Raw genomic sequence first — 17,467 nt, forward strand, 5'->3', positions numbered from 1 at the left:
ATACATAAAAACTAAAAAGAATTTCGGATAATAACTTGAGTTTTGTTGCGTTTCTGCATTACTTTTTTGGTAAGGATAACCTCGGTTACAGACTTACCCATCTGTTCGAAATCCGTGGATATTACACTAATGCCTCCTTCAAGGATTTCTTTGACCGCGGTATCATTATAGGATAGCAAACCTATGTCTTTTCCCAATATATACCCATTCTTTTTAGTTAACTTGATTAAGGCTACATCATCAGTATCGTAACGGCTAAAAGTAATATAGCCTGTATGTTTTTTGAACTCACTTTCTACCACTTCAGATTGAATAACATAAGTAATGGAATGCTCATTGCAATACTTCACAAATCCGCGTATGACTTGCTCAGCATGTATTGCTTCACGATGGGCGATTAGTACCAATCGTTCGTATTTTTCGATTTTATCTTGTAGCTTAACGAAGCTGTTATAGATATCATATTCAAAATCTTGATAAATTACGGAATAATTCCCTTCTAGATTTTCTTGGTTATAGTCTATAATGATGCGCTTGTGTGCAGGAATCTGATTTAGCACAGAACTAGGATCTTCTTTCAGAAAGGTGACTACTATGAAGTGTGTGTAATTATTGAGGTTTTCTAGTATTATGTTGCTGAATACCTTGTTGTTGTGGTGGTGAAAGAATACATCAATATCAGCTACTTCCCTGATATCGGTGAGGATGGACTGGTAGATCTGTTCACGCATGATATTCATTTTGTCTAGTAGCAACAGTATACGATACGAATGCTGTAAATCTTTCTTCTTTACATAATACCCTTTGCGGTAAACTGCTTCAATAATTCCTTTCTCTACGAGATAGTTGATTCCTTTTAAGACAGTCTCCTTGCTCATACTACACTCATTCTGTAGCTGGTTCAGGGAAGGAATGCGATCTCCGATATGCAAGTCATCGTTTTCAATAAGACCCTGTATATGATTTACCAATTGGAGGTATTTTACTTTAGGATTATTTGTACTATCGGTTTTAACGCTCATATAAATAAAGATGTTCTAAATCAAAAATAGCTAATTAAATTAAGATTTTTGGGGCATCTTTCTAGCATGTACATAGATGTATCCCCTTCCTAATGTATATTTTTTTATTTTCTTGTGATTACAAAATTAAGTTTTTACTTTTACAAAACCAAACCAGTCTAGACCAGACTAGTTTGTCTGTCGTAACTAATCATAAACAATAATATGAATACATTTCTTTATAGAGGTATTATCTTTTTAGTCTGGGCTTTCCTCCCTGTACTAATCCTTGCACAAGAGACTTCAGGTGTGTTGAAAGGTCGAGTCACAAACGTGATGGGACAGCCTTTAAGTGGGGTGACGGTGACTATAAAAGGTAAATCGGTCAAAACTTTAACGGATTCGATTGGTGGATTCACGCTGTCAGCTACATCATCAGGAGATCTCATTTTATTTTCAATTCTGGGCTACCTTCCCAAATCACAGTCTGTCACAACTGAAAAGACGATACTGGTAACTTTATTGCAAAGTGCTGAAATGATTGAAGATGTTATTGTCATCGGTTATGGAACCACTACAAAAAGAGATCTTACTGGTGCTGTGGGTAAGGCGAGTGTAGCTGATATGCAAAAGGCACCTGTAGTTAATTTTGAAGAAGCTCTTGCAGGTAGGGTGGCCGGTGTGCAAGTGAGCTCAAACGACGGACAGCCGGGGGCCGAGCTCAATATTGTTGTACGGGGCAACAACTCGGTCACGCAGGACAATTCGCCATTGTATGTCATTGATGGATTCCCGGTGGAGTCCTCTGTCGGCAATACAGTTAATCAGGAGGAAATAGAATCGATAGAGGTGCTAAAGGATGCTTCGGCAACGGCAATCTACGGTGCTAGGGGAGCGAATGGGGTAGTGATCATTACCACAAAAAAAGGAAAGGTGGGCCCTCCTGTTATTTCTTATAGTGGTTGGGTAGGAGTAAACAATATTATCAAGAAACAGAAGATGCTGGACCCTTATGAATTTGTGAAGTACCAGCTGGAACAAAATCCAACCTTATACACCAAAATTTACTTAAGGGATAACCAGACACTAGAAGACTACAAGAATATGCCAGGAGTTAACTGGCAGGATAAAGTATTCAAACAGGCGATCACACACAGTCATAATGCTGCTATTCGTGGTGGTAATGCCCGGACACGATTTGCTCTTTCTGGATCTGTAATCGATCAGGATGGTATCTTGATCAATAGTGGCTTTAATAAATATCAGGGGCGTCTAGTCCTGGACCAAACAGTGAATGATAAATTGAAAGTAGGTGTCAATCTGAACTATACCGCATATAAACGCTATGGTACTATCGTATCCGAACAGGGAGCTAGTCCAACAGCAAGTTTAATGTATAGCATCTTAGGATTTAGACCTGTAACAGGTAATGCGCTGACTGATGCAACATTATTGGATGATCTTTATGATCCCGATATGGATCCCAGCGCAGGTACGGATTTACGCATTAACCCCTATTTGTCAGCTAGCAATGAATATAATCCACTGTTCAGTGCGAGTTTGATGGCAAATGGGTATTTAGAGTATAAGATTAGCAAAGATTTGGTCTTTAAGACGACTGGGGGCTATACGAAAACAAACCAACGCCGGGAAGTATTCTTTAATTCCAATTCGAGAGGTGGCCATCGTTTTACTAATAATAAGGTCAACGGGTCTATTTGGAATAATGAAATTACCAATCTGCTGAATGAAAACACATTAAGTTATACTAAAAAAATCAATAAACAGCATACTCTAAAGGCTTTGGCAGGTTTTACCATGCAGGATATTCGCACATATAGTAATGGGTTTTCGTCAATATTGGTTCCTAATGAAGCCCTGGGCATGAAGGGACTGGATGAAGGTCAGATCACAACAGCACCGATTACAGACATGTCAAATGGATTATTGTCTTACTTGGGTAGAATTGATTATAATTACCTGTCAAAATATTTAGTGACATTGTCCTATAGGGCGGATGGATCTTCCAAATTTCCAAAAGCCAATAGATGGGGATATTTTCCATCAGCAGCGATAGCTTGGCGAATTAAAGAGGAGAGTTTTATGAAATCCCTAGCCTGGTTGCACGATGCCAAACTGCGTACCGGTATAGGAGCCACAGGCAATAATAGAGTGTCTGACTACGCATCACTTAGTGCACTGCAGATGAATCCTTCAACGGGATACAGTATGGGAAATAATGCAGGACCAGGGCTAGTACCTACTACTTTGGGCAATCCTACTTTAAAGTGGGAGACTACAGTACAGACGAATATCGGACTGGATCTATCATTCTTAAAGAATAGGATCACTTTTACAACAGATTATTATCATAAAGAGACCGAAGACCTGTTGCTCAATGCCACCCTCGCACCCAGTATGGGATTCTTGACTGGTTTCAAGAATATTGGCCAGGTCTCTAATAGTGGTTTGGAATTTACATTAGAAACACAAAATATCCGGACGCCGAATTTTTCTTGGAATTCGAGCTTTAATATCGCATTCAATAAGAACAAAGTACTTGCTCTCAATGAAGATGAACCGAGTATGGCGACACGTGTAACCTGGGGAAATTTTAATAATGCTTATCCCTATATCGCTATTCCTGGTCAACCTATAGCGATGTTCTATGGTTATCTGTTTGACGGTGTTTATCAGTATGCAGATTTTAATCGGGATAGTAAAGGAGACTATATATTGAAACCAGGTGTGCCGAACAATGGTAATCCGAGAACAAGTATCAAACCTGGTGATATTCGATTTAAAGATATAAATGGTGATGGAGAGGTGAATGGGTACGACCTAACGATAATTGGTAATCCTAATCCGAAGCACATTGGTGGTTTCAATAATAATTTCACCTATAAAAATCTAGATCTGAATGTGTTTTTTCAATGGAGTTATGGTGGAGATGTTCTTAATGCCAATCGGATAGAATTTGAAGGAGGAGACCCTGTAGCCCGTGGATTCTTGAACATGTTTGCATCTTTTGCCGATAGATGGACGCCAGAAAATCAGACCAATGATCTCTATCGAATTGGCGGTCAGGGACCAGCTGTTTATTCATCACGGACGATAGAAGATGGATCTTATCTGCGCTTGAAAACGGTAGCTCTCGGTTATACTTTTAATACAAAGCAATTGAAACGTTTGAAAATGAATTCGATACGTGCTTATCTGTCTGCGCAAAATCTAGTGACATGGACTAATTACTCCGGGTCTGATCCTGAAGTGAATACACGGCCTAGTGCATTGACACCTTCGTTTGACTGGTCGGCCTACCCTAGACCACGTACAATTACTTTTGGATTGGATATTAAATTTTAAACAGTTATGAAACCTATATATATCATATTATTATTAGCAACTACTCTTATGTTGAGTTCGTGTTCCGGTCTATTGGATAAGGAACCTGATTTTGTAACACCTGAAAATTATTTCAAAAATGAGGGGGAGGCGATGAATAGTTTGAATGGGGTGTACAATAGATTGATCGATACTTACGGACGTACATATAGCCGGGGGCTTTTCAGTTATCTGGTTTTGAACGATGAATCTTATTTTAAAAATATTTCTATCAATAATATCCGTGTCATGACAATGGATGCCGCAGATCTGGATATTGGCCGATTCTGGGAGGTGTTGTATGAAGGGGTCAATCGTGCGAATTTGCTATTGGAAAATATAGATCGTGTGGATATGGATGTAGAGCGACGCAATGCTATCAAAGGCGAAGCGCTCTTTTTGAGAGGATATTACTATTACTTATTGGTTGATTTTTTTGGCGATGTACCGCTTAAGCTTACAGCCACGAAATCACCAAATGATAAGTACCTGACGCGTGCCTCAATGAAAGAAGTGTATGCGCAGATCGTGAAGGATATGACGCAAGCGGAGGGATTAGTACTGTCTGCTCCACAATTGAAATACAATGAGCGGGTTTCAAAAACGGCTGTACAGGCTGTTTTGGCTAGGGTGTTTTTAAAGATGGCAGGTGAACCGTTGCTGGATGTAGCTCGCTATGAGGATGCAGTAGTGTACGCTGACAAAGTTATTTCATCGGGCATACATGCGTTAAATCCTGATTTTAAACAGATTTTTATCAATCATTCCAAAGATATCAACGATTTCAAGGAGTGCCTGTGGGAAGTCGGAATTTATGGAAATAATATCGGAAATATCGAACAGGCCGGTATGGTGGGCATAGAGAATGGAATCGAATGTCCCGATGAAAATATAGGGTATTCTGGTGGAGGTATGCGTATCACTGCTAAATTATACAGTCTTTTCGGAACGAAGGATACCTTGAGAAGAGATTGGAGTATCAGTCCTTATCGCTATATAGTCACTAATGGTGCTACGGTAAAACAGGTCTATAACGGACAGCAGATATACGACCGGAATCCGGGTAAATGGCGCCGTGAATACGAGCTTGGGGCTAAAGCGAGAAGTCGAAACTCTACGAACTTTCCAATCATTCGGTACAGTGATGTGCTTTTAATGAAAGCAGAGGCAGAGAACGCAATTCACGGTCAACCTCCTACAACGGCAATAGATGCAGTCAATCAAGTCCGCCGAAGAGCATTTGGAAAACCAGTAGATGTGGTTAATGTAAATAGTGACATGCCTAACAATCTGGATAAGGTCGGTTTTCATCAATATATTCAGGACGAACGGATGCGTGAATTTTGCTTCGAGGGTTTACGTCGGCATGACCTGATACGCTGGGGTATTTATGTCCCAGTGATGAATACCCTGGGCAAGAGTATTAGTACAACAGCACCCGCAGAACACCGGTATGGCGGTAATGCAGGGCTTAATACAACGGAGAGAAATGTATTGTTTCCAATACCCAATACAGAAATAACGGTTAATAAATTGATGACACAAAATACCGGCTGGTAAATCTTATGAAAATGAAAAAAAATATCTTTTGGTTCGCTTTATTGGCATTGACCGCTTCTTGTATCAAGGAGGATATCGCCTCCGCAGATCTGAAAGTCACGACCGATCATACTACGTACAATGCTGGCGATACAGTGACTTTTTCTTTTGCCGGAAATCCGGATAATATTGTGTTCTATTCGGGCGAATCGGGTCATAACTATCATTTAAAAGATCGACAATACGCGGACAACGATCTGCAGATCGATTTTAAGACTTTGGTGCAATGGGGAGTAATATATGATAATCTCAAATTGATGGTTTCAAATGATTTCAATGGTAAATACGATAAGGCGAATGTGTCAGCTGCAACCTGGATAGATATATCGGATAAAGCCGTGTTCTCGGATAAATTGGACAATGTTCCTTCGGGTACGGTTAGCCTGTTACCGTATGTTGGTAAGGTCGATACAGCTTCGGTATATATTGCATTTAGATATACGGACTTTCAGAAACCCCAACAAAACAGGTGGGTGATACGAAGTTTTAATGCAAATAAGGTGTCGCCTGAAGGTGTCGTTACTAATGTAGCGACAATGGCTACTGGAGGCTGGCAAGCAGTGAGCTTTCTCAATGACAACCAGGTCTGGTCTATCACTTCGGCGCAATTGCTGATGTATGGAGGGCCTGCGTCAGCGACAGATAATGATGACTGGGTAATTACAAAAGGATTTAAGGTCAGGGAGTCGGTCGCTGACAAGGGAGTCCCTCTTAAAAATATCAGTACTCAAATGAAGGAGTATAAGTATGTGTATAAAAAACCAGGTACATATAAGGTGGTTTTTGCAACCTCTTCGGTATGGTATAATGAATCAAAAAACGCCAATACGGAGGTCTTAATAGAAGTTAAATAGAAAATGAGGTATAAGCAGTTTGATATAAAGTTGTGGTGGGGTTGCTCCGTACGGATAATGTTATGCTTTTTTTTGAGTATAACGGTAGTGGTTGCGCAACGTGCTAAGGAGGTGACGATCAAAAATAGTCAATTACAATTGACTTGGGCGAAAGATGCTGATAAACAGTATCAGTTAACTTCACTGATACTTAATAAAGGTGGTGGGCAAAAGATAGCATTGCCCATAGCCAAACATCAACGAACCGTTCTTTACTCTTCTGCAAAGCCTGCTAGTGATCCCGTGACCTTAAAAGATCAACAGGGAAGGGTAATCTTATTCCCTGATACACAATATCGCTACGTGACACCGATCTGGAAACAGGCGACTTCACCTGTCAGTATGAACGTAGCAGGTGAGGTATACACCTATGGATCTCAGTTGGCTAACCAAAAAGATGATGGTGTAGATTTTAGGCAAGAAAATAAGAATTATCGCATTTCGGAATCATGGATTTTGGATAAAGAGTATCCCAATGATATCTGTGTGGTCATGACTATGGAGGCAAAAGTAGCCGGTTACTACGCTATGGCTACGCCGTCTTTGACCGTAGGCAATCCAGACGATTTTCAGTGGGGTGTGATACCAGGTATGTTTCAGGGAAGCAAGATCAATCCTGATTTTGTAAGAGCGTATGCCTATGGGCACGGTATTCCCGACCGACCTGTGGTTGTACGTGAGCGTACGACGTCGACATTGGCATCCTTACTGACACTGGCATCGGGTGTGACTGTCGCTACTATTGCAGAGCCCGGTCTTGCTAGAGATCCGTGGCCAAAGGATAAAAGAAGGAATGACCTGTGGCAACTAGGGCTGTCAATGATGAATAGGCAAGGCGAGCTCACACCTACATTGTATTACCCCGTGCTTGGGGAAGAGGGGTCGTATATGCAACCTGGTGAAAAGCGTACGTTTTCTTTTCGCTATACTATCCAAAATAATGATTGGTACTCTACACTGCATCACGTTATCAATGATGTTTATCATTTTGACGATTTTCTAAAGCTCAAACAAACGGAAAAGTCATTGAGTGACCGTATATATAGGATGTATGGCTATTTGTTGGACGAGCATACTTCCAAATGGAATACCCAGATATACGAGAATAAAAAGATCGGTGCGCAGGATTATCTCGGTGGGGTGTATGGATCAGATAAAGATGCAATGAAAAACTCAGACTATGGTGCGATGTGGATGCTGGGTAAACTGACAGGTGACCAAAAGTTATTGGGAGAGCGCCTGCCACAGGCGGCGGATTTTAAAATGATGCAACAGCAACGGACGGGTGATTTCTTTTTGGGAGCCGCCGCAGGACAGTATTATCTATACAAAAGTAAGCGATTTGCCGAAGAGTGGGGGCCCTATTCCGAACCGATTGGCACGACTTATTATATGATGATGGACATGGGAAATATTTTTCTTTTTGAATCACATCGTGTCGAATTGAAGAAGGAAATCAGAGCAGCTGCAGATTGGTTATTGTCCCGGATGAAGAATAATGGGCAATGGGAGGTGGCGTACGACAATAAATCTGCCGAACCGATTTTTACCGATATTGAAGATTTACGCCCTACTTTTTATGGCTTATATGTAGCCTATAAGGTATTGAACGAAGAGAAATATAGACAGGCCGCTATAAAAGGTGCGGATTGGTATATTGAAAATGCTGTGCGTAGAGGCTGGTTCCTAGGGGTGTGCGGAGATACACGGTTTGCACCGGATTTTGCTACGATCCAAGCCGTACAGGCGTTGCTTGATATCTACGATTTGACGGGTGATACGCGTTATCGTAAGGCCGCACACCGACTTGCACAGTTCTATGTAACCTCCATCTATACTTATCCTATACCATCGCAGATCGAAAAGACAGTAAATGGTATCTCTCGCAAAGACTGGGAGATCAGTCAAGTTGGATTGAGTTTTGAGCATGGTGGAACTATTGGCTCAGCCAATCATCATGGCCCTATACTACTGGCGAGTCATGCTGGGTTATTTGTTCGACTATTTGCTGAGACAGGTGATTCCCTATTTGTAGATATGGCAAGAGCTGCTACATGGGGAAGGGACGCTTTTGTGGACGAGACGACTGGTGTCGCTTCGTATTATTGGGATGCAATGAATAGAGGAGCAGGGCCTTTTCCACATCATGCGTGGTGGCAGATTGGTTGGATCATGGATTATCTCCTTTCTGAAGCTACATTGCGTACACAGGGTAAGGTCGTTTTTCCCCGTGGATTTATTACCCCGAAAGTAGGTCCTCATCAGAGCTACGGACATGCCCCAGGTCGGATATTTGGACAGCAGGTGGATTTGGTGTTGCGAAAAGAAATGATTTCGCTTGATAATCCACAGATAGAATATATCACGGCTAGGAGTACAGATCAAAAGCAACTATATGTCATTCTCTTGAACAATAGCATGCTTCAGCAGATGGTAGATATTGATGGACAGCTCATTCGTGAGGCCACAGCTAGAAGAAGAATTACCGTGCTCAATGCACAGGGAAAAACCATGGACAACGAGGAGGGAGCCACAAAGATCATATTGCCGCCTGTAGGCGCAGGTATCGTGAGAATTGACTTGTAGTTTTCGGATGTTGAATGTAGAGTGTATACCACCGAATACGCTAATAAATATAGAGAAGATGATTGAAAAAAATATAGAATTAAAGTCCGCTCAAGCTGGCAGTTGGTCTAAGTGCTTAATAGTTTTCGGACTATGGTTGAGCTTGTTTAACATGGTATTAGCTCAGCAGGATCGATACCTTGTTGAAGCAGAGAGTTTTCAGTTCAAAGGTAAATGGTTTGTCGATAGACATCGGGATTGTTTTGCAGGAGGGATGCTACGTGTGGCAGGAGGAGGAACCAATGATCCGTCTGCAGATGCATTGACTTTTGTCGATATACGCGAAGCCGGACGTTACGGGGTATGGGTGCGGTCAGCGGATTATAATCAGAATCCCGGCACTAGACTTTTTCAACTGAGTGTGGATGAAAATCCAATGGAAATTGGCGGTAAACATGGTAAAGAGGGCTTTTTGTGGGAAAAGGTTGGAAGTATAGAACTGGCGAAAAAGCGGGTACTCCTCCGTCTTCATGATTCGAACCAGAATTTTGGACGTTGTGATGCAATACTATTGTCGAAAGATGAAAGCTTAGATCCTAATGTTGTCGATAGACAAACGGTAGGCAAATGGCGAAAAAATCCTACTGTAGCTACAACGATGCTTACTTCTTATGATAACCTTTCTACATCACTGCCGCTAAAGGATAAGGCAACAGTAATCGCTAAAGTTGAAAACAAAGAGATTCGATTGTCTTTTGTGCGTGGTGGACTAGAAGATAAAGCTATACTGTGTAAAACGGAAATCAAGGTGAATGGTCAATGGAGACAGTATTTGGAGAAGCTAGAGGATCACAAAGTGTTTTTGATTAAAGCGAATGCCAATACGATTTCGTATCCAGAGTTTTTTCCGGCGTGGGACAATAGTATTTTGAAACAATCTTTTGAACATGAGGGAAAGACCCTGACGGTGCAAGATGGGCAGGATCGAATGAATCCGTATGGAGCTGGGCAGATCAGTGAGGCAATACCTGTAGGTGTTAAAACCATTGATGACCGCACGATTGAGGTACAGTACCTGACTAAAGATCGTTCAAGCATTGTTGGATACTGGCAGCTTCCTGAAAACGGAAGTTTTATAGAAACATCTTTTTTAAGTCAGGTGGCCGAAAATGGAATGTACAGTTTGAGTTTAGCGGCTTTTCAGGGGGTATCGGACAATAAAGTGTCTAATGTGCTCGCCCCCCCTATGTTTCAATACAAGCGTATTCCTGCAAGACCGCAGATGCTCTTGTCAAATATGATGCAACAGCCACTGACTATTGTAGAGACAAAGACAGAAGGGCAGACGCTATCGGCATTTATATGTGCTGACCTATCTTCATTCGCCAATGACTGGGGCTCTTCGGATCACGCTGCGATTGGCTTTTCGTTGCGTAGCCCCCATTTGGATGTACAACCTGTCGCATTTGCTCCTGTACTGGGGATGGCAGATTCTAAAGTCGCTAAGGGAGACCTGTTGGAGAGTAAGTTTATTATTGGTTTAATGCCAACAGGATGGCAAGACGCTGTAGCCTATATATCTGACCATATATTTAAAGTCAGAGACTACCGCAAGCAGGAACAGGGCTCGTTGACGGATGCAATGTTCAATATGACTGATCTGTTGTTGGATGATAATGCAGGGGGATGGAGCGCCAGTCTGAAAGGATATTACGATATTGAAGGGAATCCGGGGACGGCCCCTACAGTAGTGCATGCTACACCTCTAGCTGTTGTAGCTGGCGCAATAGTTGGGCAGGACGAAGAATTTTATTTAAAAAGGGCCCTGCCAACGATAGAGTATACGCTCTCCAGGAGTGGCTACAGGTGGGCAAAGGATATTGTACCCGATGGTTATAACAGAACGGCGGAGTCACTGAAATTAGGTCCCTTCAATTCTCAATTCAATACATCTTATTACGAAGGCTTGAATGCTATGTTGGGCAATCTTAACCCATGGCTTAAGGAAATAGCTATGGCAGGAGATACTTTGCGGAAAACGAGTGGATATTCGGTGCCTACATTGAGTTGGGTGCAGGCTTTATCTGCCTACCGATTGACTGGGCAAAAGAAATGGTTGGAAGAGGCAAAAGTCACGGCGACTAGGTATATTGATCAACAGATCTATACAAATAGCAATAAGCCATTGTCAAAGATGCCTTTTTATAACACAACATTTTATGCACCTTGGTGGGATTTGATAGACCTATATGAAGAAACAAAAGATCGAAAATTTCTCAATGCGGCCCAGTATGGGGCGGCTCATACTTTAGCGGGAATTCGATCGTATCCGCAGGTCGCAGACAGCATGCAAACTATTCATCCAGGTAATCAGTATGAGGGAAATACGAATCTGTGGTGGAAAGACAAGGAAAAATACAGACTGGGGTATCCAAGAAAAGATGGAGATGTCTTACAGAAACAAGTCGAAGCACAGCTGGTATCTCCTGTGGGATTGGGTTTTGAACAACCATCCACTTATTTCCTGACCGCTAAGGGCAAACGCGTAAGACCGGTATTCATGAGTAGTTGGGCGCCTCATTTGTTGCGTCTATATCAGTATACTCAAAAGGAAATATACCAGACCTATGCTAGAAATGCTGTCATTGGACGCTATACGAACTATCCTGGTTATTATGCAACGGGATATACGGATATCACGCTGCACAAAGACTTTCCTTACAAAGGTCCTGATGTAAGCTCCATTTATTACCATCATATCCCCCCACATTGGGCATTTACGTGGGATTATCTCGTTACCGAAGCTATCCAGCGCTCTAAGGGCAAGATATCTTTTCCATATAGTAAGCAAGAGGGGTTCGTGTGGTTTGCAAATAGGATCTACCACGGTAAAGGAAAGATATTTGATGACAATGATGCCACGCTATGGATGAGAAGGGGCATGGTCGAGGTTAATACTGATGAGGTAAATTATGTCACAGCTGTATCTGATAAGAACTTTTGGGTAGTTCTTAATAGTGAAGCCGCTAAGGACATGGAAGTGTCGGTAAAAGTAAAGACTGTAGATAATATTTCACAAACAAGAACTGCTGTAGTCTATCAGGAGAATGGAACTCATAATAATGTGTCCTTACAGGATGGTGAATTAAACGTCTTGATACCTGCAAAGGGAATCCGAGCTATTGCTATTCCTTTGGCCGTAACAGCACAACAACCTTTGGAAGCTCCTCTTAAGAAAGGTATGCAGGTGTTGGATCTGGGATCCAAGCTTGGCAAGGTTTACGTTTTTAGAATCCGGTCACCTTTTGGATGGGATTCTATTTATGCCTATGCAGAATCTGCTCCTTTAGACAACGCCTTATTTCGCGTCCTATGTAATGGAGAGAAGAAAGAAGTTAATACATATCCTTTTGAAAACAGCTTTTATAAACTTGCTGTTGATCAGCCTATACATATACAGGTGTCGGGGACGGTCGATGGTAAGGAAATTGGCGCAAAGGAAACTGTTTTCAAATAGAATTCCAAAGAACAAAATACTGGTACATGACTGATTGGCGAATAATTTTGTGGTTTAGATACATAGCCGTGCTTTGCACGGTAGCGACGGCAGTTGCGCAGACCAGAGGTGAGCTTGATAAGATAGCATCTTCGCAAGGTGGAGCGTCATCATTGTTGTTCCGGGTTAATCTAGAAGAAATGGACACTATCGTCTATGATGATTTCTATAACGACAAAGAATGCAAGGTGCGTAGAGGAGTTCCCAATTTTTTAGCCAAGCTGTCCAAAGGTGAAGAAGTCACTGTTGCCTTTATTGGAGGCAGTTTGACACAGGCAAATTATTGTTACCGCCAGCAGGTAGCGGGGTTTATGCAACGGCAGTATCCTAGGGTTCGGTTTACATGGATAAATGCTGGAGTATCGGGTACAGGAACTGATCTAGGTGCGTTCCGCATAAAGGAGCAAGTCCTGTCCCAGAGTCCAGATCTCGTCATTATCGATTTTGCGGTAAATGGTGCGTACGCGGCTGGCATGGAGGGAATGATTAGGCAAATTTTACGGCACGACCCGGCCACAGATATATGTTTGGTATATGCACTGTTGGGGGCACAAACCAAAGTATACCAAGATGGGCAACTTCCTGCCACTGTCCAAGAGCTGGAGACATTGGCTGCGTATTATCGCATTCCGTCAGTTCATCTTGGGATGGAAATCGCAGACCTAGAGTTTAAGCAAAAGTTATTATGGAAAGGGACAGCAACGGAAGCTGGGAATAGGCTTCTTTTTTCCAATGACGGTGTACATCCCTTGAAAGAGGGAGGCAATCTGTATGCCGCTGCAATAGCTCGGGCCCTTGTGAAAATGAAAACAGAAATGCAATCGGCAGAAATGACCATTATTACGCCGTTGTTTACAGGAGATTGGGATAATGCAGGAATGTATTATCCAGAGGATATAGCTGTATTTGATGAGGCTTGGAGAAGTATACCTACAGCGAATTCAAGACTGCGCGCTTTCGAAGGTTGGTTTGATAAGGTGATGACAGCAAATACCATTAATGCGATGTTTTCTTTTTCATTTGAAGGAGACCTCTTTGGATTTTTTGATATTGGAGGGCCAGAGATGGGACAGCTTGAGATATGGGTGGATGGTCAACAGATCAATTTTAAAAAGCAAAACGTAGATGGTCTTGATATATGCAAAATTTCTGATGAAGAGGGAAAGGGATTACTCAATCGCTTTAACCGATTTTGTAATAATAGATATCGAGGCCAATATGATCTAATAGAACTGCCCTTTGGTAAGCATCAGGTTCGGGTCGTAATATCGGAAATACAAGCAGATAAAACAGCAATATTGGGTACTGCCCAACAGGATGATATAGTATCTCATCCCGAAAAATATAATCAAAACGTAATTTACTTAGGACGTATTCTGTTAAGAGGACATCCGATAACCACGAATAAAGCATTATGAAAAGAAATATTTTTTTAGCATCTATTCTATTTTACTTTGGGATTGTAGCTCCCTTGTCGACATATGCGCAGAGCCAATTGACGCAACGTCAAAAATGGGAACAAAAAATGGAACGCTATGCGCGACAGGATGCTCTGGCTCCTCCGCAAAAGGATGTCATTCTTTTTGTCGGAAGTTCGACCGTGGAGAATTGGAAAACCCTGTCAGATGATTTTCCCGATGAACTGATACTAAACAGAGGTGTTTCTGGCACAAAGACAGTAGATCTCTACGAGTTTAGGGATCGTTTGATCGATCCTTATGATGCGAAACGGATATTTATCTATGAAGGGGATAATGATATCGGACTGGGATGGAAAACGGACGCAATAGTAACTCAATTTGTACAATTAATCGAATATATACAAAAAGCTAAACCGAAAGCCCAGATCGTTTTTATCTCCATAAAACTTTCGCCACGTCGATTGAAAGATCAACAGCAGGTAGAGGAGGTAAATCTACGGATAAGGGATTATCTAGCTACACAGCCCAACACAGCGTATGCGGATGTATATCATCCTATGCTAGCAGAAGATGGCAGGTTGATACCAGAATATTACCGAGAGGATGGTTTACATCTTACACCAGAGGGGTATGCCGTCTGGAAAAATATCATCGGACGATTTTTGTAGAATATAATAATGTTTTAAAGTAATAGACTAAACCACAGTATAATAAACGGATAAATAAGATGATTTACAGTACGGGAGGAAAGAAGAGAACATTAAAGACCGAGTTCGTATCGGCAGAGTTGGTGATTGTAGGAGGAGGTTTGGCAGGTGTCTGTGCCGCCATAACCGCTGCTAGGCAAGATATGAAGGTCGTATTGATACAAGACCGCTCGGTTTTGGGAGGAAATGCGTCCAGTGAGGTGCGTCTCTGGATATTGGGAGCAACCTCTCATATGGGAAATAACAATCGATGGAGTCGCGAAGGAGGTGTGATCGATGAACTATTGGTGGAGAATATGTACCGTAATCCAGAAGGGAATGCGGTCATATTGGATATGATTATGCTGGATAAGGTAAAACAAGAAAAAAATATAACATTATTGCTTAATACAGCGGTATATGAGATAGCAAAGGAAGGAGAGCATTTAATTAAGGAAGTATATGCCTACTGCAGTCAAAATTCTACCCAATATCAGGTCAAGTCACCACTTTTTTGTGACGCGTCGGGGGATGGTGTCTTAGGCTTTTTGTCCGGAGCCGCGTTCCGTATGGGAGCTGAAAGTAAAGAAGAATTTGACGAATTGATGGCTCCGGATACTGCCTATGGTGAGCTGTTGGGGCATACCTTGTATTTTTATACTAAGGATACCGGAAGTCCGGTCTCATTTATACCTCCTGCATTTGCTATAGATGTCACGAAGGAAGTGCCACGTTTTAAAAACTTCAATGCCAAGGAGCATGGTTGTAAATTGTGGTGGGTAGAATATGGTGGCCGTTTGGATACTGTACATGATACGGAGGAAATTAAGTGGGAATTATGGAAAGTGATCTATGGCGTGTGGGATTATATCAAAAATTCGGGAAATTTTCCAGAAGCGGATACATTGACATTAGAGTGGGTCGGAATGATCCCCGGAAAAAGAGAGAGCAGAAGATTTGAAGGAGACTATATAATGTCTCAAAAAGACCTAGTCGAACAGCGTACACATGGGGATGCGGTTGCGTTTGGGGGGTGGTCTATTGATTTGCATCCAGCAGATGGGGTTTTTAGCGAAAAACAGCCCTGCAATCAATGGCATAGCAAAGGGTTGTTTCAGATTCCCTATCGAAGCCTGTACAGCAAGAATATCCATAATCTGTTTTTAGCGGGTCGAATCATTAGTGTGAGCCATGTCGCATTTGGTGCTACTAGGGTGATGGCTACCTGCGCGTATGTCGCTCAAGCTACTGCTGTGGCCGCTGCCTTATGTCACCAATATGGTGTAAATCCACGCGCTCTGAATGAAGAAGGAAAGATGGACATACTGCAGCGGACTCTAATGAAAACAGGACAACATATTCCTGGTCTCTGTTTACAGGATCGGACCGATCTTATGCAACAGGCTCATATTTCGGCATCCAGTACGCTGTACTTTTATGGTTTTGATTCGGAGGGTTTATTATGGAAGAATATAACGACTTCTGTGGCACAAATGATTCCTGTTATGAAAGGACAGTTGCCTGTGTTTAATATTCAGGTGGAGGCTGTAGAAAATACGGTGCTACAAGTTCATATCGCCACCAGTCTACGGTTGGGCAATTTTACACCAGAAATTATCCTGGGACGTAAGGAAATACAACTGACAACCGGAAAGCATGACTTATCATTAGATTTTGAGTTGGATATAGACAATGAACAGTACATATTCTTGACCTTTTTGAGTAATGAGAATATCCGATTGCCCTATAGTCAGCAACGGATTACCGGGATGCTTTCAGTATTCAACGGTAAGAATAAAGCGGTATCCAATAACGGAAAACAAGTTGCCGTAGCGGGGTCAGGAGTAGATTCTTTTGAATTCTGGACTCCTCAGCGTAGACCCGAAGGACATAACCTTGTGCTGCAATTGTCCAATCCCTTAAATTGCTTTAGTATCGATAATATTCGTAACGGAATAGAAAGACCGACGACACAACCTAATGCTTGGGTAGCGGATCCGAGTGATGTCGAACCGAAGGTTAAAATTCGCTGGGACGAGAGACAGGTTATCCAACAGATCGACATCTGTTTTGATACGGATTTTGATCATGCTATGGAGTCAGTCTTGATGACGCACCCGGAGCGAAGGATGCCTTTTTGTATCAAACGATTCCGTATTGAGGATGACCAAGGAAATGTAATCTATAAAGAAGAAGAGAATTATAGAACCAGAAGAGTTATACAGTTGGAATATCCATGCGAAACCCATAGTCTGACGTTATTTGTTGATCATCCATCTGCGGACGTTCCGGCATCGCTGTTTGCTATACGTTGTTACTGATGAAGGTTTATACTTGTTTAAATTCGTAATTTGATCTTTAA

Annotated in this window: 9 protein-coding genes; 8 read left to right on the forward strand and 1 reads right to left on the reverse strand. The window is 42.0% G+C overall.

Annotated elements, in window-relative coordinates:
* Positions 1-11 precede the first annotated feature (11 nt).
* Positions 12-1,022, reverse strand: a complete 1,011-nt coding sequence (locus JKG64_RS01000; protein ID WP_210352477.1) for a GntR family transcriptional regulator — start codon at positions 1,020-1,022, stop codon at positions 12-14.
* Between the two features lie 204 nt (positions 1,023-1,226).
* Between JKG64_RS01000 and JKG64_RS01005 the strand changes: the two genes are divergently transcribed.
* The 8 genes from JKG64_RS01005 (at position 1,227) to JKG64_RS01040 (ending at position 17,426) form a co-directional block, all read left to right on the forward strand.
* On the forward strand, positions 1,227-4,367 hold the full coding sequence (locus tag JKG64_RS01005; protein ID WP_210352478.1) for a SusC/RagA family TonB-linked outer membrane protein: 3,141 nt from the start codon (positions 1,227-1,229) through the stop codon (positions 4,365-4,367).
* Between the two features lie 6 nt (positions 4,368-4,373).
* On the forward strand, positions 4,374-5,945 hold the full coding sequence (locus JKG64_RS01010) for a RagB/SusD family nutrient uptake outer membrane protein (protein ID WP_210352479.1): 1,572 nt from the start codon (positions 4,374-4,376) through the stop codon (positions 5,943-5,945).
* 11 nt (positions 5,946-5,956) lie between these two features.
* Complete coding sequence (locus JKG64_RS01015; RefSeq protein ID WP_210352480.1) at positions 5,957-6,838, forward strand: DUF5017 domain-containing protein; 882 nt, start codon at positions 5,957-5,959, stop codon at positions 6,836-6,838.
* Between the two features lie 72 nt (positions 6,839-6,910).
* Positions 6,911-9,463, forward strand: a complete 2,553-nt coding sequence (locus JKG64_RS01020; RefSeq protein WP_210352481.1) for a glycoside hydrolase family protein — start codon at positions 6,911-6,913, stop codon at positions 9,461-9,463.
* A 58-nt stretch (positions 9,464-9,521) separates the two neighbouring features.
* Positions 9,522-12,959: a hypothetical protein gene (locus JKG64_RS01025; protein ID WP_210352482.1), complete on the forward strand. Its 3,438-nt coding sequence runs from the start codon at positions 9,522-9,524 to the stop codon at positions 12,957-12,959.
* Positions 12,960-12,985: 26 nt separating this feature from the next.
* On the forward strand, positions 12,986-14,416 hold the full coding sequence (locus tag JKG64_RS01030; protein ID WP_210352483.1) for an SGNH/GDSL hydrolase family protein: 1,431 nt from the start codon (positions 12,986-12,988) through the stop codon (positions 14,414-14,416).
* The gene (locus JKG64_RS01035; protein ID WP_210352484.1) at positions 14,413-15,087 is read left to right on the forward strand and encodes a GDSL-type esterase/lipase family protein; all 675 of its coding nucleotides are present in this window, start codon (positions 14,413-14,415) and stop codon (positions 15,085-15,087) included. The genes JKG64_RS01030 and JKG64_RS01035 overlap by 4 nt, the downstream gene beginning before the upstream one ends.
* A gap of 59 nt (positions 15,088-15,146) precedes the next feature.
* The gene (locus tag JKG64_RS01040; RefSeq protein WP_210352485.1) at positions 15,147-17,426 is read left to right on the forward strand and encodes an FAD-dependent oxidoreductase; all 2,280 of its coding nucleotides are present in this window, start codon (positions 15,147-15,149) and stop codon (positions 17,424-17,426) included.
* Positions 17,427-17,467 lie beyond the last annotated feature (41 nt).

Source organism: Sphingobacterium tabacisoli, from assembly GCF_017908035.1.
Taxonomy (GTDB): domain Bacteria; phylum Bacteroidota; class Bacteroidia; order Sphingobacteriales; family Sphingobacteriaceae; genus Sphingobacterium; species Sphingobacterium tabacisoli.